The organism is beta proteobacterium MWH-UniP1, from assembly GCA_036362785.1.
Taxonomy (GTDB): Bacteria; Pseudomonadota; Gammaproteobacteria; order Burkholderiales; family Burkholderiaceae_A; genus Lacustribacter.
Genome location: CP143625.1, coordinates 1,440,024 through 1,457,787, shown reverse-complemented (window position 1 = coordinate 1,457,787; position 17,764 = coordinate 1,440,024). Strand labels below are relative to the sequence as shown.

The 17,764-nt window shown below is 56.7% G+C and carries 17 protein-coding genes; all 17 read left to right on the top strand.

The features are described from left to right. Positions 1–6 precede the first annotated feature (6 nt). Genes aroC through AOB54_07010 form a run of 17 tightly spaced genes read left to right on the top strand, consistent with a single transcriptional unit; the run spans position 7 to position 17,736 of the window. On the top strand, positions 7–1,107 hold the full coding sequence (gene aroC, locus AOB54_07090; GenBank protein ID WVN41252.1) for a chorismate synthase: 1,101 nt from the start codon (positions 7–9) through the stop codon (positions 1,105–1,107). 21 nt (positions 1,108–1,128) lie between these two features. After that, positions 1,129–2,292, top strand: coding sequence for an MFS transporter (locus tag AOB54_07085; protein ID WVN42799.1), 1,164 nt, complete (start codon positions 1,129–1,131; stop codon positions 2,290–2,292). 59 nt (positions 2,293–2,351) lie between these two features. After that, entirely contained in the window at positions 2,352–3,755 is a 1,404-nt protein-coding gene (gene leuC / locus AOB54_07080) for a 3-isopropylmalate dehydratase large subunit (protein WVN41251.1), read from the top strand. A 9-nt stretch (positions 3,756–3,764) separates the two neighbouring features. Next, positions 3,765–4,433: a 3-isopropylmalate dehydratase small subunit gene (gene leuD, locus AOB54_07075; GenBank protein WVN41250.1), complete on the top strand. Its 669-nt coding sequence runs from the start codon at positions 3,765–3,767 to the stop codon at positions 4,431–4,433. A 53-nt stretch (positions 4,434–4,486) separates the two neighbouring features. Then, a complete protein-coding gene (gene leuB / locus AOB54_07070; GenBank protein WVN42798.1) occupies positions 4,487–5,557 on the top strand; it encodes a 3-isopropylmalate dehydrogenase in 1,071 nt (356 codons plus the stop codon). A gap of 24 nt (positions 5,558–5,581) precedes the next feature. After that, the gene (asd, locus tag AOB54_07065; protein ID WVN41249.1) at positions 5,582–6,709 is read left to right on the top strand and encodes an aspartate-semialdehyde dehydrogenase; all 1,128 of its coding nucleotides are present in this window, start codon (positions 5,582–5,584) and stop codon (positions 6,707–6,709) included. Between the two features lie 15 nt (positions 6,710–6,724). Then, the gene (gene truA / locus AOB54_07060; GenBank protein WVN41248.1) at positions 6,725–7,498 is read left to right on the top strand and encodes a tRNA pseudouridine(38-40) synthase TruA; all 774 of its coding nucleotides are present in this window, start codon (positions 6,725–6,727) and stop codon (positions 7,496–7,498) included. Then, entirely contained in the window at positions 7,468–8,154 is a 687-nt protein-coding gene (locus tag AOB54_07055) for a phosphoribosylanthranilate isomerase (GenBank protein ID WVN41247.1), read from the top strand. Before truA ends, AOB54_07055 begins: the two co-directional genes overlap by 31 nt. A gap of 33 nt (positions 8,155–8,187) precedes the next feature. Beyond that, the gene (gene trpB, locus AOB54_07050; GenBank protein WVN41246.1) at positions 8,188–9,423 is read left to right on the top strand and encodes a tryptophan synthase subunit beta; all 1,236 of its coding nucleotides are present in this window, start codon (positions 8,188–8,190) and stop codon (positions 9,421–9,423) included. 11 nt (positions 9,424–9,434) lie between these two features. After that, a complete protein-coding gene (gene trpA, locus AOB54_07045; GenBank protein WVN41245.1) occupies positions 9,435–10,262 on the top strand; it encodes a tryptophan synthase subunit alpha in 828 nt (275 codons plus the stop codon). Next, entirely contained in the window at positions 10,259–11,128 is an 870-nt protein-coding gene (gene accD, locus AOB54_07040; protein WVN41244.1) for an acetyl-CoA carboxylase, carboxyltransferase subunit beta, read from the top strand. The genes trpA and accD overlap by 4 nt, the downstream gene beginning before the upstream one ends. A gap of 21 nt (positions 11,129–11,149) precedes the next feature. Then, entirely contained in the window at positions 11,150–12,442 is a 1,293-nt protein-coding gene (gene folC, locus AOB54_07035; GenBank protein WVN41243.1) for a bifunctional tetrahydrofolate synthase/dihydrofolate synthase, read from the top strand. Further along, positions 12,429–13,154 (top strand): SPOR domain-containing protein, encoded by a 726-nt coding sequence (locus AOB54_07030; protein WVN41242.1) that lies wholly within the window; start codon positions 12,429–12,431, stop codon positions 13,152–13,154. The genes folC and AOB54_07030 overlap by 14 nt, the downstream gene beginning before the upstream one ends. Then, positions 13,154–13,720, top strand: a complete 567-nt coding sequence (locus tag AOB54_07025; GenBank protein ID WVN41241.1) for a CvpA family protein — start codon at positions 13,154–13,156, stop codon at positions 13,718–13,720. The genes AOB54_07030 and AOB54_07025 overlap by 1 nt, the downstream gene beginning before the upstream one ends. Continuing rightward, entirely contained in the window at positions 13,708–15,219 is a 1,512-nt protein-coding gene (gene purF / locus AOB54_07020) for an amidophosphoribosyltransferase (protein ID WVN41240.1), read from the top strand. The genes AOB54_07025 and purF overlap by 13 nt, the downstream gene beginning before the upstream one ends. Next, the gene (locus tag AOB54_07015) at positions 15,209–16,426 is read left to right on the top strand and encodes an O-succinylhomoserine sulfhydrylase (protein ID WVN41239.1); all 1,218 of its coding nucleotides are present in this window, start codon (positions 15,209–15,211) and stop codon (positions 16,424–16,426) included. The genes purF and AOB54_07015 overlap by 11 nt, the downstream gene beginning before the upstream one ends. Before the next feature lie 11 nt (positions 16,427–16,437). Beyond that, positions 16,438–17,736: a Coenzyme F420 hydrogenase/dehydrogenase, beta subunit C-terminal domain gene (locus tag AOB54_07010; protein WVN42797.1), complete on the top strand. Its 1,299-nt coding sequence runs from the start codon at positions 16,438–16,440 to the stop codon at positions 17,734–17,736. Positions 17,737–17,764 lie beyond the last annotated feature (28 nt).

Genomic DNA, 17,764 nt, shown 5'->3' with positions numbered 1-17,764 from the left:
CGCGCCATGTCAGGAAACACCTTCGGCCACCTTTTTACTGTGACTTCGTTTGGGGAGTCCCACGGCCCAGCTATTGGTGCTGTGGTCGACGGCTGCCCACCGGGGCTGGCCCTGTCGGTGGACGATATTCAGCCGGAGTTGGATCGCCGGCGGCCCGGCACATCGCGGCATGTCACTCAGCGACAAGAGCCTGACACCGTTGAGATTCTGTCGGGTGTGTTTGAGGGCAAGACCACGGGCGCGCCGATTGCACTGTTGATTCGCAACCAAGACCAGCGCAGCAAAGACTACAGCGATATCGCCAACACCTTCCGGCCGGGCCATGCTGATTACACGTACTGGCATAAGTACGGCATTCGAGACTATCGCGGGGGTGGCCGCTCATCGGCCCGTGAGACTGCCGTGCGTGTCGCTGCGGGCGCCATTGCCAAAAAGTGGCTGGCTGAAAAATTCAACATTCAGATTCAGGGCTGGATGTCGCAGCTGGGTGAGATCTCGATCAGGTTTGAAGACGCCGCCGAGATTCCAAACAACCCGTTTTTTGCCGCCAACAAATCTCAGATCGCTGAATTAGAAAGCTACATGGATTCGTTGCGCAAAGCAGGCGACTCTTGCGGTGCGCGAATCAATGTCCGTGCCGACAATGTGCCGGTGGGTTGGGGTGAGCCAGTGTTTGATCGGCTGGATGCCGAAATTGCTCACGCCATGATGGGCATCAATGCCGTGAAGGGTGTGGAAATCGGTGCGGGTTTTTGTAGTGTGGCCCAGCGCGGTTCTGAGCATGGCGATGAGTTAACGCCCCAGGGTTTTGTGACCAATCATGCAGGTGGTGTGTTGGGTGGTATCTCAACGGGCCAGCCGATCACCGTGTCGATAGCGATCAAGCCAACGTCCAGCATTCGTACGCCACGTCGATCGATTGATTTGCAGGGTAATCCTACGGTGGTCGAGACCCATGGCCGGCATGACCCGTGTGTAGGGATTCGGGCAACACCGATTGCCGAAGCTATGTTGGCATTGGTCCTCATGGACCATGCCCTGCGCCACCGTGCCCAGAATGCAGATGTCTCCGTAGCAACGCCGGTGATATCGGGCGTGGCGAAGTAACTCCTTTTTCTTTTTAGCACTCTGAAACCCACTACACGACTCGCATCGTTTTTTGGCGTTTATTTCGCTTACGTGGGGCTCTTTGCCCCTTATCTGTCGCTTTGGCTCAATGGCCGTGGCTTTAGCCCCGCTGAAATTGGTGTTTTGATCTCGCCCATGCAGTGGGCCCGCGTGGTGGGGCCACCTGCCTGGGGTTGGATGGCCGACCATGTGAAGGGCCGACATGGCGTGGCCCGACTCATTCAGATCTCTGCTGGTCTTGCAGTGCTCACAAGTGTGATGCTCTTGGCCGACCTGAATTTCTGGCCGCTTTTTATCGTGTTGTGCGTGATGAGTTTTTTCTTAAGTGGTCAGGTGCCCATTACCGAATCACTGGCCATGCAGACCAGCCACGGCAATCTGCGGGCCTATGGCCGCATGCGGGTCTGGGGGTCCATTGGCTTTATTGCAGCAGTCATGCTGGCTGGCCCCTGGTTTGATCGGGTGGGGATTGATTGGCTGCCGGCATCGTTAATTGCCATGCTGGCCTTGATTCTGGCCGTGACCTTCTTTTTGCCCCACCGAGAAGTCCATGATTTGGCACCTGTGCCAACCCTGGTGCGTGATCTGTTTCGAGACAAGAAAATTCAACGATTTTTGGTGGCATCGTTTTTTATGCTGCTTGCCCATGCGCCGCTCTACAGCCTGTTTTCCTTGTGGCTCTTTGAACAGGGCTTTAGCCGGACCGAAATTGGCCTGCTCTGGGCCTTGGGGGTGGTGGCCGAGATCGTGATGTTTCAGTTTCAGCATCGGCTCTTTGATCGCTTCTCAGTGGGGGCCTGCTGGGTTGCGTCTTATGCTGTGACGGCCCTGCGTTTTCTGATGATTGCGTTTTCAGGCGGTTCACTCTGGGTGATTGTCTTGGCCCAGTTGCTGCACGCCGTGACCTTTGGCGTGCACCACAGTGCCTCGATGTCACTGATTCGCCAGTGGTTCCCAACCCAGGCCCAGGCGCGGGGCCAGGCCTTCTACACCATGGCCTCTTACGGTCTGGGGGGCTCGCTGGGTGGCATTGCCGCTGGCTGGCTCTGGGAGGTGGTCTCACCAGAGTTCAGCTTTGTGGCGGCATCGCTTGCGGCCATGGTTGGCGTTGCGATGGCTTGGAGTGCGCTACGGATTGCGGGCCCTGCCACCCCGAAGACCTAGGTCAAAAGGCATAATTAAGGGTTTCGCAGAAATGCACGGACTCTTAAGGAATTTTGGCCATGGCAGGACGCACCCTTTACGACAAACTTTGGGATGAGCATGTGGTCCATCAGGAAGCGGATGGCACCTGTCTGATCTATATCGACCGTCACTTGGTTCATGAAGTCACCAGCCCACAGGCCTTTGAGGGCTTAGAGCTGGCAGGCCGAAGCCTGTGGCGTAACTCCGCCAACCTGGCCGTGGTGGATCACAACGTGCCCACCACCGATCGGTCCAAGGGCATTGCCGACCCCGTCTCCCGCCTTCAGGTGGAGACCCTGGACAGCAACGCCAAAAAATTCAACCTGACCTACTTCGACATTAAAGATCGTCGTCAGGGCATCGTCCACGTGATTGGCCCAGAGCAGGGCGCAACCCTGCCCGGCATGACCGTGGTCTGCGGTGATTCGCACACCAGCACCCATGGTGCTTTTGGCTGTCTGGCCCATGGCATTGGCACTTCGGAAGTGGAGCATGTCTTGGCCACCCAGTGTCTGCTGCAGAAAAAAGCCAAGCGCATGCTGGTCAAAGTCGAAGGCAAGCTGCCCGTTGGCGTAACGGCGAAAGATATTGTCTTGGCCGTGATTGGCAAGATTGGTACAGCTGGCGGCACGGGCTACGCCATTGAGTTTGGCGGCAGCACCATTCGTGACCTGTCCATGGAAGGCCGCATGACCATTTGCAATATGGCTATTGAAGCCGGTGCCCGCGCCGGCATGGTGGCGGTCGATGACAAAACAATTGACTACGTGAAAAACCGTCCGCTCTCACCCACAGGTGCCGATTGGGACAAGGCCGTGGCGTATTGGAAGACACTGCATACCGATAGCGATGCCCAGTTCGATAAAGTCGTGGAGTTCAATGCCGCAGAAATTGAGCCACAAGTCACTTGGGGCACTTCGCCAGAGATGGTGCTGCCCGTTGGCGATCGTGTGCCTGATCCCGCCAAAGAATCCGACCCATCACGCCGAGAGGGCATGGAGCGGGCTCTGACTTATATGGGGCTGACTGCCAATACACCACTTACCGACATCAAGATCGATAAAGTCTTTATTGGCTCTTGCACCAACTCGCGTATTGAAGACTTGCGTGCCGCTGCTGCCGTGATCAAAGGCCGCAAAAAGGCCGCTAACGTGAAGATCGCCATGGTCGTGCCAGGCTCGGGCCTGGTCAAAGCCCAGGCCGAGGCCGAAGGCCTGGACAAGGTCTTCACTGAAGCGGGATTTGAGTGGCGAGAGCCGGGCTGCTCCATGTGCCTGGCCATGAATGCTGACCGGTTAGAGTCGGGTGAGCGCAGTGCGTCGACATCGAATCGAAACTTCGAAGGCCGGCAGGGTGCGGGTGGCCGCACACACCTGGTCTCGCCGGCGATGGCTGCTGCTGCCGCATTGGCCGGCCACTTTGTTGATGTCCGCAAATTCTAAGGATTGACCATGAAACCAATTAATCAACATCAGGGCATCGTGGCACCCATGGACCGTGCCAATGTGGACACGGATGCCATCATTCCGAAGCAGTTTTTAAAGTCGATCAAACGCAGTGGCTTTGGCCCGCATCTGTTTGATGCCTGGCGCTATGAAGATGAAGGCCAGCCTGGTGTGGACTGCAGCAAGCGGCCCCTGCGCAAAGACTTTGTGCTCAATCAGCCGCGTTACAAGGGCGCCAGTATTTTGTTGGCCCGCCGTAACTTTGGCTGTGGTTCTAGCCGTGAGCATGCGCCCTGGGCATTGGAAGACGCCGGCTTTCGCATCATCATCGCGCCGTCGTTTGCCGACATCTTTTTTAACAACTGTTTTAAAAATGGGCTGCTGCCCATCGTGCTGTCGGAAGACGATGTCGAAACGCTGTTTCAAAAAGTCGCCAGCCAAGAGGGTTTTGAGCTGAAGGTGGATCTCTCGGCGCAGACGGTTTCAACGGTGGATGGCAGCTTTACCCGTCCCTTTGAAGTCGAGCCCTTCCGTAAACATTGCCTGATCAATGGCTTAGACGACATTGGTCTGACGCTGGTGCATGCCGACAAGATTAAGGCCTATGAGGCCAAGCGGCTTGCCGAAAAACCCTGGTTGGGCACGGACCTGCACCAGGTGATGGACCGGGCGTAGAGCGCGTTGTTATTTAAAAAGTATTCATTAGAAAGTTGCTCATGTCACAGCATTTGAATATCGCCGTCTTGCCGGGTGATGGCATCGGCCCAGAGATCACGCACGAGGCGGTGCGTGTGCTCAAGCACCTGTCTGCGCAAGGCCACTTTGGTCTCACATTGCAAGAGGCCCCTGTGGGCGGTGCGGGCTATCGGGCCAGTGGTCACCCACTGCCAGAGGCCACCTTGAAACTCGCCAAAGACAGCGATGCGATTTTGTTTGGGTCGGTGGGTGACTTTAGCCTGGATAGCCTGCCGCGTGAGCTTCGGCCAGAGCAGGCGATTCTAGGCCTGCGTAAAGAGTTACAGCTTTTTGCCAACCTGCGCCCTGCCACGATTTACCCTGAGCTGGCCGGTGCATCTACACTTAAGCCCGAAGTGGTGTCGGGTATGGACATTATGATCATTCGCGAACTCACGGGCGATATTTATTTTGGCAAGCCCCGCGGTATCCGTATATTGGAAAACGGCGAGCGTGAGGGCTTTGACACCATGGTCTATCGCGAAAGCGAGATTGTGCGCATTGCCCACGTAGCCTTTCAGGCGGCACGCAAGCGCGGTAAAAAATTGTGTTCAGTGGACAAGGCCAATGTCTTAGAGACCACACAGCTTTGGCGCGATGTGATGATTGAAATTGGCAAGCAATACCCTGATGTCGAACTGTCCCACATGTACGTGGACAACGCCGCCATGCAGCTGCTGAAAAATCCAAAGCAGTTTGATGTGATGGTGACTGGCAATATGTTTGGTGACATCTTGTCAGACGAAGCGTCCATGCTCACCGGTTCGATTGGCATGCTGCCCTCGGCATCGTTAGATGCCAACAACAAGGGCCTGTATGAGCCCATCCATGGCTCAGCGCCGGATATTGCGGGCAAGAACCTTGCCAACCCGTTGGCCACCATTTTGTCGGCGGCCATGATGCTGCGTTATACCTTTGGCCTGGCTGCTGCTGCAGATCTGATCGAGGCGGCGGTTCGCAAGACCCTAGCTTCTGGCGTGGCTACCGGCGATATCTATCGTGATGGCTGCACCCGTGTTGGCACCAAAGAAATGGGCGATGCGGTCTTGGCGGCTTTGAAATAAACATCTGAACAAAGAGAGTCCAAAATGAAAAAAGTCGGATTAGTCGGTTGGCGTGGCATGGTGGGTTCGGTGCTCATGCAGCGCATGCAGCAAGAAAACGATTTTGCTTTGATCGACCCAGTGTTTTTCAGCACATCCAATGCGGGTGGTGCAGCCCCCGCCTTTGCGAAATCGAATGAGCCGTTGAAGTCGGCAACCGACATTGATGCCTTGAAGGCGATGGACATCATCATCACCTGCCAGGGTGGTGATTACACGAAAGAAGTTTTTCCCAAGCTGCGCGCAACGGGCTGGGCGGGCCACTGGATTGATGCGGCCTCTGCTCTGCGCATGGAAAAAGACGCCGTGATTATTCTAGACCCGGTCAACCGCCCCGTGATTGATGCCGCCATGGCCGCTGGCGGCAAGAACTGGATTGGCGGCAACTGCACCGTGAGTCTGATGCTGATGGCCATGGGCGGATTGTTTAAAGCAGGGCTGGTCGAGTGGGTCAGTGCCATGACCTATCAGGCAGCCTCGGGTGCGGGTGCCCAGAACATGCGTGAGCTGCTCTCGCAGATGGGCAAGCTGCACAGCATTGTTGAAAAAGAATTGGCCGATCCGTCTTCTGCAATTTTGGATATTGATCGCAAGATTAGTGATGCCCTGCGTGGTGGTGATCTGCCCGTGCAAAACTTCCGTGGTGTACCGCTTGCAGGCAGCCTGATTCCTTGGATTGATGTGCCCGTTGATAACGGCCAGAGCAAGGAAGAGTGGAAGGGCGGTGCAGAGTGCAACAAGATCTTGGGCAAGCCTGCCTTCCGTACCGCGGGCTCTATTCCAATTGATGGCCTGTGCGTGCGTATTAGCGCCATGCGTTGCCACTCTCAGGCCTTGACCGTGAAGATGACCAAGGATGTGCCTTTGGATGAAATCACCGACATGCTGGCGAAGGCGAACGACTGGGTCCGTGTGATTCCCAATGAGCGTGAGCGCTCGGAGCGTGAGCTGACACCGGCCGCAGTGAGTGGCCAGATGCATGTACCTGTGGGCCGTCTGCATAAAATGGCCATGGGCCCTGAGTATCTGGCGGCCTTCACCGTGGGCGATCAGCTCTTGTGGGGTGCGGCCGAGCCCCTGCGCCGCATGCTGCGCATCTTGCTCGAACGCTAAACCGGTCTTTCACCCGTGAGAATCGCCCTCGGGCTGGAGTACGACGGCACCGACTGGAACGGCTGGCAGACCCAGCCCAACGGCAACACCGTTCAAGATCGTCTTGAGTCGGCGATTGGTGAATTCACCGGAAAACCGCATAGCACGATCTGCGCGGGCCGCACCGATGCCGGTGTGCATGCCCGTTGCCAGGTGGTGCATTTCGATACCGATATTGATCGCACCGATTGGAGCTGGGTGCGGGGATTAAATACCCTGCTGCCTGACAGCATCTCCGTTCGTTGGGCCAAAGTGGTGTCAGACACCTTTCATGCCCGTTATTCCGCCGTCTGGCGGCAGTACCAATATCGCATCTTGCATTCGCCCACCCGATCGCCGCTGCATCATCGGCAGGCCACCTGGTTTTATCGACCACTGGATATCGCGGCCATGCAAGAAACCGCCAGGATTTTTATCGGCGAACATGATTTCAGTGCCTTTCGATCATCGGAGTGTCAGGCCAAATCACCCATGCGCAATCTCATGGCCTTTGATTTGGCCAAAGAAGATGAGCTCCTGGTCTTCACGCTAAAAGGCAATGCGTTTTTGCATCACATGGTCCGCAATCTGGTGGGCACATTGATCGAGGTGGGCCGTGGGGCAAAGCCCATGGCCTGGGCCAAAGAGGTTTTAGAGAGTCGTAACCGTATCTTGGCTGGTCCAACTTTTCCGGCACAAGGCCTGTGCTTGGAGCATGTCGAGTACGATTCCAACTTGCTATGCGTACCCGAATCAAAGTTTGTGGACTAACCCGCGAATCCGACGTCGATGCCGCCGTTTCGGCAGGCGTGGATGCGGTGGGTTTTGTCTTTTATGAAGCCAGCCCCCGGGCGGTCAGTGCGGCACAGGCCCGCGCCTTGATCCGCCGGTTACCGGCCTGGGTCTCGGCAGTGGGCCTATTTGTTAACGCCAAGCGCGAAACTATTCTGCAGGTGGCAGACCAAGCGGGCCTGTCCCATATCCAGCTCCACGGGGATGAGACCCCTGGTGATTGTCTGGGCCTTGGTCGACCGGTCATCAAGGCCCTGCGGGTCAAGACGGGCCTGGCCGAGGCAGCGGCCGCCGCTGAAATCGAGCGGCTGGCGGGCCAGATTCAAGACTTCTCCAACTGCCAGGCGGTTTTGTTTGATGCCGACAGTACTGGCTTTGGTGGCAGTGGCCAGGCCTTTGACTGGTCGATTCTGTCTTCTGCGCTAGCCAAAGCCCCCGGCCTGCCCCCCACATGGGTTCTGTCCGGAGGGCTAGAATCGGGGTCTGTTGGTCAGGCGATTGCTGCACTGCGGCCCCCCTGTGTCGATGTGAGTAGTGGGGTCGAGTTGATCCAAGACGGTGTCACGCGAAAGGGCATCAAGGATCCCCAGCGAATTGCGCAGTTTGTTGCTGCGGTGGGCGCCGCTGACCGTTAGGCGTTCAAAACTTAAAGGCTAAATCAAGTTTCCATGAAACCGAACGATCTTCCTGCGACTGACCCGCGAAGCGAGCCCTATCACTATCCGGATTCCCGCGGTCACTTTGGGCCCTATGGCGGCAGCTTCGTGTCTGAAACGCTGACCCACGCATTAAATGAGCTGCGAGATGCCTACGCCCACTACCAGCAGGATCCGGAATTCTTAGAAGAGTTTCACCGTGAGCTGAAACACTTCGTTGGCCGGCCCAGCCCGATTTACCACGCCAAGCGTTGGTCAGAGAAGTTGGGTGGCGCGCAGATTTACTTTAAACGTGAAGACTTAAATCACACTGGCGCCCACAAGGTGAACAACACCATTGGTCAGGCACTCTTGGCCAAGCGCATGGGCAAGCCCCGCGTGATTGCCGAAACAGGTGCAGGCCAGCATGGCGTGGCATCGGCAACTGTGGCGGCGCGATTTGGCATGGAGTGTGTGGTCTACATGGGGGCGACTGATGTGGCTCGCCAAGCCGCCAACGTCTATCGCATGAAGCTCTTGGGCGCGACCGTGGTGCCCGTGGAAAGTGGCTCAAAGACGCTGAAAGACGCATTAAATGAAGCCATGCGCGACTGGGTCACCAATATTGACAACACTTACTACATCATCGGCACGGTCGCAGGCCCTCATCCTTACCCCATGATGGTGCGCGACTTTAATTCCGTGGTGGGCAAAGAGTGTTTGTGGCAGATGCCCGAAATGGTGGGCCGCCAGCCCGACATGATCGTGGCCTGTGTGGGTGGTGGTAGTAATGCCATGGGAATTTTTTACGATTACCTGAATGTGCCTGGTGTAAAACTGGTGGGCGTTGAGGCTGGTGGTGAGGGCATTGCGACCGGACATCACGCAGCAACGCTATCGGCGGGAACGCCGGGTGTGCTGCACGGCAATCGCACCTATTTGATTCAAGATGCCGATGGTCAGATCGCCGAGACCCATTCAGTCTCCGCTGGACTGGACTACCCTGGTGTTGGTCCCGAGCACTCTTGGTTAAAAGACACGCATCGTGCCGAATACGTGGCCATCACCGACCAAGAGAGTCTGGACGCATTCCATACCTGTTGCCGAATTGAGGGCATTATTCCTGCGCTTGAAACGAGTCACGCGCTGGCCTATGCCGCCAAAATCGCGCCTTCGATGCCCAAAGACAAAGTCATCTTGGTGAATTTGTCTGGCCGTGGTGACAAAGACATGCATACCGTTGCAGAAAAAAGCGGCATTAACTTTTAATTCATTTCACTGTGTCTCGACTAAAAACAACCTTTGATCGCTTAAAGCAGGCCGGTAAAACAGGTCTGGTGCCTTACATCACGGCCGGGGATCCCTCGCGTGAAACAGTGGTTGCGCTGATGCATGGTCTGGTGCAAAACGGTGCGGATGTGCTTGAGCTGGGTGTGCCATTTTCCGACCCCATGGCCGACGGCCCCGTGATTCAGCGATCGAGCGAGCGTGCGCTCACCCGTCACGTGACGCTGCACGATTGTTTAGATTGGGTGGCTGAGTTTCGAAAGACAGACGCGACAACGCCAGTGGTGTTGATGGGCTACGCCAATCCTGTGGAACGCTTTGGTGTGGATGCTTTTGTAAAAGCGGCGAAACAGTCGGGTGTCGATGGCACCATCATCGTGGACTACCCGCCCGAGGAGTGCGAAGAGTTCAGTGGCCTGCTGCGTGCTGCAGACATTGATCCCATCTTCTTGTTGGCCCCCACATCCACCGATCAGCGGATGAAAGATGTGGCCCGTCTTGGGTCGGGTTATTTGTATTACGTGTCCCTGCGTGGCGTGACGGGGGCGGGCCATTTGGACCCGACCGCAGTGGCGCAGCGTGTGGACCATATTCGCTCGTTTACATCCATGCCAATTGGTGTTGGATTTGGCATTAGCGATGCCGCTTCTGCGGTTGCAGTGGCAAGCACTGCTGACGCTGTGGTGATTGGCAGTGCGCTCATCCGATTGATGGAAGATGCGCAAAAAAATGCGCAAGACCCGATTCAAAAAGCGGGTGAGTTTATGGCGGGCATTCGCAAGGCATTGGATGCCATGCCCGCAACACAGGAGAAGGCATGAGCTGGATTGACAAGCTACTACCACCCAAGATTCAACGCGCAGAGGGTCCGCGCCGAAGCGTGCCCGAGGGCCTGTGGCTCAAATGCCCGGCCTGTGAGTCGGTGCTGTATCGAACCGATCTAGAGAGCAACCAGCAGGTCTGCCCGAAGTGTGATCATCACCTGCGCATTCGTGCGCGTGACCGTTTGGATAAATTGCTCGACCCCGAGGGCCGTTATGAAATTGGCCAGGAAGTCCTTCCCGTTGACACGCTGAAATTTAAAGATAGCCGCAAATATCCCGAACGTTTGTCGGAGGCCATGGAGCAGACGGGGGAGACCGACGCGTTAATTGCGCTGGGCGGTGCCATTAAGTCTGTGCCGGTCGTGGTGGCCTGCTTTGAATTTGAATTCATGGGCGGTTCGATGGGCTCGGTGGTGGGGGAGCGTTTTGTTCGCGCCGCAGAAGCTGCGATTGAAGCCAGGGTGCCGTTTATTAGCATTGCCGCCAGTGGCGGTGCCCGTATGCAAGAGGGTCTGCTATCACTCATGCAGATGGCTAGAACGACTGCAGTCTTGCAGCAGCTGGCCATGCGCCGCTTGCCCTACATCTCGATTCTCACCGACCCCACCATGGGTGGGGTGTCCGCCAGCTTTGCCTTCCTGGGCGATGTGGTGATTGCTGAACCCAAGGCCCTGGTGGGTTTTGCGGGGCCGCGTGTGATTGAGCAGACGGTGCGCGAAAAACTACCGCCAGGCTTTCAGCGGGCAGAGTTCTTGCTAGAAAAGGGCGCCGTGGATCGCATTGTGGATCGGCGCAAGATGCGGGACGAGATCGCCGACTTGTTGACCATTTTGATGCGTCAGCCAGCAGAGGCAGTGCGTTAATCTTGAAGCGTTGATGGCCAATTGACGCTTTCGGACTGGCTTAGCAAGATATCGTCGCGACACGCCAAGACCATTGAGCTTGGCCTAGATCGCGTCACCAAGGTGGCCCATGCCATGGGCTTTGAAAAGGGCGCCCATGGCGTTGCGCTGGGCTGCTTGTCGATTCTGGTTGGCGGTACCAACGGCAAGGGATCAACTTGCGCCACTTTGGAATCGATTCTGTTGCAGTCCGGTTTTCGTGTGGCGACTTACACATCACCGCACTTACTGCACTTTAATGAGCGGCTGCGGATTAACGGCGAGATGGTGTCTGACACCGATCTCATCGCTGCCTTTGAACGTGTGGAAGCCGCGCAGGCTGGTACATCGCTCACTTACTTTGAATTCACAACGCTGGCCTGTTTTGATTTGATTAAGCGGGCCAAAGTGGATGTGGCCGTATTAGAGATTGGTCTTGGGGGCCGATTGGATGCGGTCAACATTGTCGATGCCGATTGCTCGGTCTTGGTGTCGGTCGATATGGACCACCAGGATTTTCTGGGCGACACCCGAGAGGCCATTGGCTGGGAAAAGGCCCATATTGCCCGGCCCAATCGGCCCTTTATCTGTGCTGACCCTGAACCACCCCACACGGTGATAGAAGTCGCTCAGGCCATTGGGGCAGATCTCTGGCAATTTGGAGTGGATTACAACTTTCAGGGGGACAGGCAGCAGTGGAGCTGGGCTGGCCGTGGGCAGCGGCGTAACGCGCTGGCCTATCCCGCGCTGCGCGGCGCCAATCAGTTGCTCAATGCATCGGCAGCCTTGGCCGCGCTGGCTGCGTTGCGCGAGCGACTGCCGGTCACGCAGGGGGCCGTGCGCGCTGGCCTGGCCTTGGTCGAGCTGCCAGGCCGATTCCAGGTTTTGCCCGGCCAGCCTGCGATTGTCTTGGATGTGGCCCACAACCCCCATGCGGCAGCAGTACTGGCAGCCAATCTGGATCAGATGGGGTTTTTTCCGAATACCTACGCGGTGGTGGGCATCTTGGCTGGAAAAGATGCGAAAGCGCTCTTTAAGCGCATGGGCGATCGTGTGGATCATTGGTGCCTTGCGGGCCTGTCTGGCCCAGATACCAACGGCAGACCCAGAAGTGCAGAGGACCTGAAGCAAGAGCTGCTTGCCGTGCTCCCCAAGGCCAAGGTGAGTTGCTTTGATGGGCCTGCACAGGCTTATGCGGATGCGCTTGGGTTGGCTAAGCCCGATGATAGAATTCTGGTCTTCGGTTCCTTTGTGACCGTTGCAGAGATCATCTCATTGCGCCATGCCCGCCGATAGCGATTCCGGTTCATCACAACGTGAGCACCAACGATCCGATCCCATGGCGGAACACAAACGTCGTGCCCGTTGGCGCCTGTTGGGCGCGCTGATCATTACAGGTGCGGTAGCAGCGGTTGCCCCAATTTTTCTAGAAGATCAGGCCCGGCCGCTTTCTCAGGATTTGTTGATCGATATTCCGTCCAAGAATTCGGCTTTCAACAAGATTGATAGTCTGAAGCCTGCTGCAACAGAAGCGCCACAGGCACCTGCAGCCGCGACACCGGCAACAGCCCCCGTTGCGCCGGCGGCAAGCGCACCAAAAGCCGAAGCAAAGGCAGAGGCCAAGCCAGAGCAAAAAGCCGACACTAAGTCGGAAGCGAAGACCAATGGCAAGTCTGCTGTTGATACCAAAGCTACGGCCGATGCAAAGGCTACTGCCAAGTCCGCAACCACTGCTGCAGCACCAGCGACCGCTACTGATAAGAAAGTGGCACCTGCCAAAGGTTTCTTGGTGCAGGTGGGCGCCTATGCCAAGCTGGAATCTGCAAATGCAGTAAAAACAAAGCTCGCTGCAGGCGGCCATCGCGTGGTGATGGAAACCATCAAAGCTGAAGACGGTGCCGACCGGTATCGGGTTCGGATCGGTCCTTTTGAAACTCGTGAACAGGCCCTCTCGGTGCGTGATCGTGCCAAGGGCCAAGGTTACGACGCCGTGGTGGTGAACCCCTGATGGATTTCTTTGGCGCACTGACTTGGGTCGACATGGTGGTCATTGTGGTGATCACCGCCTCAACGCTGTTGTCGCTGGCCCGTGGTCTAGTAAAAGAGGTGGCCTCGCTGGCGGTGTGGGTGATTGCCGTGGTGGGCGCCAGTCGGCTGGCCCATTTCGTTGCCGAGTTATTGCCACAGTGGCTCACGCCCCCCATCCAGCAAACGGTGGGATTTTTGGTGGTCTTGGTGATCATTTTGTTGATCGGAAAACTGGTGACCATGGCACTCAAAGAGTTGGTGAGTGCCACGGGCGTGGCAGGCTTTGATCGTTTCTTGGGCACTTTTTTTGGCCTGGCCCGCGGCGTCTTGATTGTTGTGGTCTTGGCAGTGTTGGCCGCTATGACATCGCTGCCCGGGGAGCCTGCCTGGCGAGAAGCCAAGACAAGACCATTTTTAGAGTTGGGCATTCGCACGGCCACGCCGTGGCTGCCGGATGTGGTGGAAGAACGCCTACTTAAGACGGGCAAGTCTTCCGCGCTATCTGATGATTTGAATCTGCAAGGAGTTCGGCCATGTGTGGCGTAATCGGCATTGTTGGACATTCACCGGTTAACCAGCTCTTATACGATGGCCTATTGCTTTTGCAGCACCGTGGTCAGGATGCCGCAGGCATTGCAACTGCCCAGGGCAAGCGTATTCATATTCACCGCAACAACGGCCTGGTGCGCGACGTTTTTCGCACACGTGATATGCGTAATCTGCAGGGGCAGATGGGTATTGGCCATGTCCGTTACCCCACTGCCGGTAGCGCCGCCAATTCTGAAGAGGCGCAACCGTTTTATGTGAATGCGCCTTTTGGGATTGTGCTGGGACACAACGGCAACCTGACCAATGCCGAAGAGTTACAGCAAGACATGTATCGGCGGGATCGCCGGCACATCAACACCGAATCCGATTCGGAGGTGTTGCTCAATGTGTTTGCTCATGAGCTGCAGCAGGCGGTCTCGGGCTTATCGCTCGACGCACGTTCGGTCTTTGCGGCAGTGTCAGCCTTGGATGCTCGTGTGCGTGGTGCCTATGCCTGCGTGGCCATGATTGCAGGCTTTGGTGTGGTGGCCTTTCGTGACCCATATGGCATTCGCCCTCTGGTTCTTGGTAAAAACATTGATGCGCTTGGTGAAGAGTGGATGGTGGCCTCGGAAAGCGTGGCCATTCAGGGCCTGGGCTTTACCCCCGTGCGAGATGTCGCACCGGGTGAGTGCGTGATCATCACGCTGGATGGCGAAGTCCATTCTCAGATCTGTGCGGCGAAAACATCGCTTAACCCGTGCGTATTTGAATACGTGTACTTTGCCCGGCCAGATTCGGTGATTGATGGCGTGAGTGTCTACGATGCACGGCTGCGCATGGGTGAATCACTTGCAGAAAAAATCCGCGCAGCGTTTCCAAGCGGTGAGATTGATGTGGTCATGCCCATTCCTGACTCCAGCCGGCCAGCGGCGATGCAATTGGCCATGAAGCTTGGCATTGACTACCGGGAAGGTTTTATTAAAAACCGCTATATCGGCCGCACATTTATCATGCCGGGCCAGGCGGCGCGTAAAAAGTCGGTTCGCCAAAAACTCAATGCGATTCCCTACGAGTTCAAGGGCAAGAGTGTCTTGATCGTAGACGATTCGATTGTTCGCGGCACCACCAGCCAAGAGATTGTTCAGATGGCCCGGGATTCGGGTGCCAAGCGAGTGATATTTGCCTCTGCTGCGCCGCCGGTGCGCTTTCCCAATGTCTACGGCATTGACATGCCCACCCGCAGTGAGCTGATTGCCTTTAACCGAACCGATGACGAAATCTGCAAGGCCATCGGCGCCGATGCCTTGATCTATCAAGATATTGAGTCAATGAAGCGTGATGTGATGGGCTTAAATAAGTCCATCCAGGAGCTAGAAGCCTCATGTTTTGATGGCCACTACGTTACCGGCGATGTCACCGATAAGCTCTTGGATATTTTGGAATCTTCCAGAATTCATGGCGGCACTGAAGCCACCCGCAAGCAGCTGGCATTAAACTTAAACAATGACGACTAAAAAGACCCCGAAATCGGCCACCCGGCGCGACCTGCGTTTCGCAACGCGGGCTGTGCGTGCGGGCACCACGCGCTCGGAATACGGCGAGCATTCGGAAGCCATGTATCTGACATCGAGCTTTGTGTTTGATGATGCAGAGCAGGCAGCGCGCCGGTTCCAGAATCAAGAGCCAGGCATGGTCTATTCGCGGTTTACCAACCCATCGGTGCAGATGTTTGAAGAGCGGCTTGCCTCGCTTGAAAATGCTGAGCGTTGTGTGGCCACCAGCTCTGGCATGGCTGCTATTTTGGCGACTTGCATGGCGCTTCTCAAAGCGGGGGACCATATCGTCACTACCCCCAGCCTGTTTGGTTCTACCGTCCAGCTCTTTGACAACTACATGGTGAAGTTCGGTGTGAGCGTGACCTATGTCTCGCTGACCGATTCGGCTGCTTGGAAGGCTGCGATCCAGCCCAACACGAAACTCTTTTATCTGGAAACGCCGTCGAATCCTCTTACCGAAGTTGCAGATATTCGTGCAATTGCGGCGACTGCCAAAGCGGCTGGTGTTGTATTGGTGGTGGATAACTGTTTTTGCACACCTGCGATCCAGCAGCCCTTGGCCTTGGGCGCAGACCTCACGCTTCACTCGGCCACCAAATATATTGACGGGCAGGGCCGTGTCTTGGGTGGTGCCGTGGCAGGCAGCAAGGCCTTGACTGATCCGATTTATCAGTTCGTGCGAACCTGTGGCCCATCACTTGCCCCCTTTAATGCCTGGGTTTTGCATAAGAGTTTGGAAACACTCGATATACGCATGAAGGCCCACAGTGCATCGGCGCTTGCGTTGGCCCAGTGGTTAGAGCAACACCCACGGGTAAGCCGTGTGCTTTATCCCGGCCTGCCGTCCCACCCCCAGCATGCCCTGGCCATGCAGCAGCAGTCGACTGGTGGCGCGGTGGTGTCCTTCGAGGTGGTGGGGAGCACCCCAGAAGAGCAACGTGCCAATGCCCATCGTGTGATCAACTCGGTCGAGATCATGTCGGTTACGGGTAATTTGGGCGATACGCGCACCATCATTACGCACCCCGGCACCACCACGCATGGCCGCATCTCGGAAGAGGCGCGTGCTAAGGCGGGTATTAAACAGTCCTTGCTGCGTGTCGCTGTTGGTCTGGAAGATATAGAAGACCTGAAGCAAGATCTTGAACGCGGCCTAGCTGGCTAAGTGTGACCGCCATGCAGCGTTGGGTCTCGAAAGAACCTGCACCCCATCGCGATCTTTGTACTGACTGTGGCGTCTCGCGCACCAGCGATCCGAAGCGCTGCGGCACTGCCTGCCAATTTATTGCGCCGGACTACCCCAAGATGGAAACCCAGGTCCATGGCCGCACACGCGGATCACCGGCGCTAGGCGTAAATACGAGCGGGGATCAACACACAGCATCAAGCGCTGGTGCAGTCCAGGCTAACGCCGACGAGCTCTTCTTTGGCCCTTATCAGCGGCTCTATCGCGCTGCGCTCAAGTCGCCCTCGGTTGGCGCCCAGTGGACGGGCATTACCACCCGACTTGCAGAGCGCCTATTAGAAGAGGGTCGTGTCGATGCCGTGCTGACCATGGCGCCGGATGAGCAGGATCAATGGCGGCCTGTGCCCGTGTTGGTGACCCGCAAAGAAGATCTGGCCGCCTGCCGTGGCATGCGGATGGGCTATGCCCCTTTGCTTGCAATGCTCGAGCCTGCCAGGGCCCAAGGGATAAAACGGCTGGCCGTGATTGGTATTCCTTGTCAGGTGTATGCGCTGCGCTCACTTGAAGCAGAGCTTGGGTTTGAAAAACTCTATGTGATTGGCACGCCGTGTTCAGACAACACCACCACCGAGCGGTTTCATGAGTTTTTAAGTCTGATTTCAGATCGGCCCGAGACCATTACCTATCTCGAGTTTTGTGCGGACTATCACGTGGAGATTCGGTTTGTTGATGGCCGAATCAAACGTATTCCGTTTTTGATGCTGCCCTTATCGAAGCTGCCCTCTGATTTTTTTCCGCTAACTTGTCGTACCTGCGTGGATTACACCAATGTCTTGTCCGACATCACGGTGGGCTATATGGGGGGCGAGGGGCAGCAGTGGTTGGTGGTGCGTAACCCACGTGGTGTGGAATTATTGGAATTGCTGGGCGATGAAGTCTCGTTGGCCGGGCCGGGTTCTGCCGGCAAGCGGCAGGGGCCTGTTAAAGGCTTTATGCAAAACACCGAACGTGCGGCGGGCGGTCTGCCGCTGCGCAGCATGCCCAATTGGCTGCGGCCTTTGGTGGGCTGGCTTATGCCCAAGGTCGGCCCACGCGGCTTGGAATTTGCCAGGGCCCGGGTGGAGATGAAGGCTGTCGAAACGGTGATTCATCTGCGCCGCCAAGAGCCCAGGCGGATCAAGAACATGGTGCCTGGGCATGTCTGGCAGCTGGTCGCCCCTTATGGGGTGACGCCCACGTCAGACGAGCGACCTGAGCCGCCACCCCAGGCCCACCGGGTAGACTCCTGATCTAAGTCAATTCCAAAGTTCACCCGCC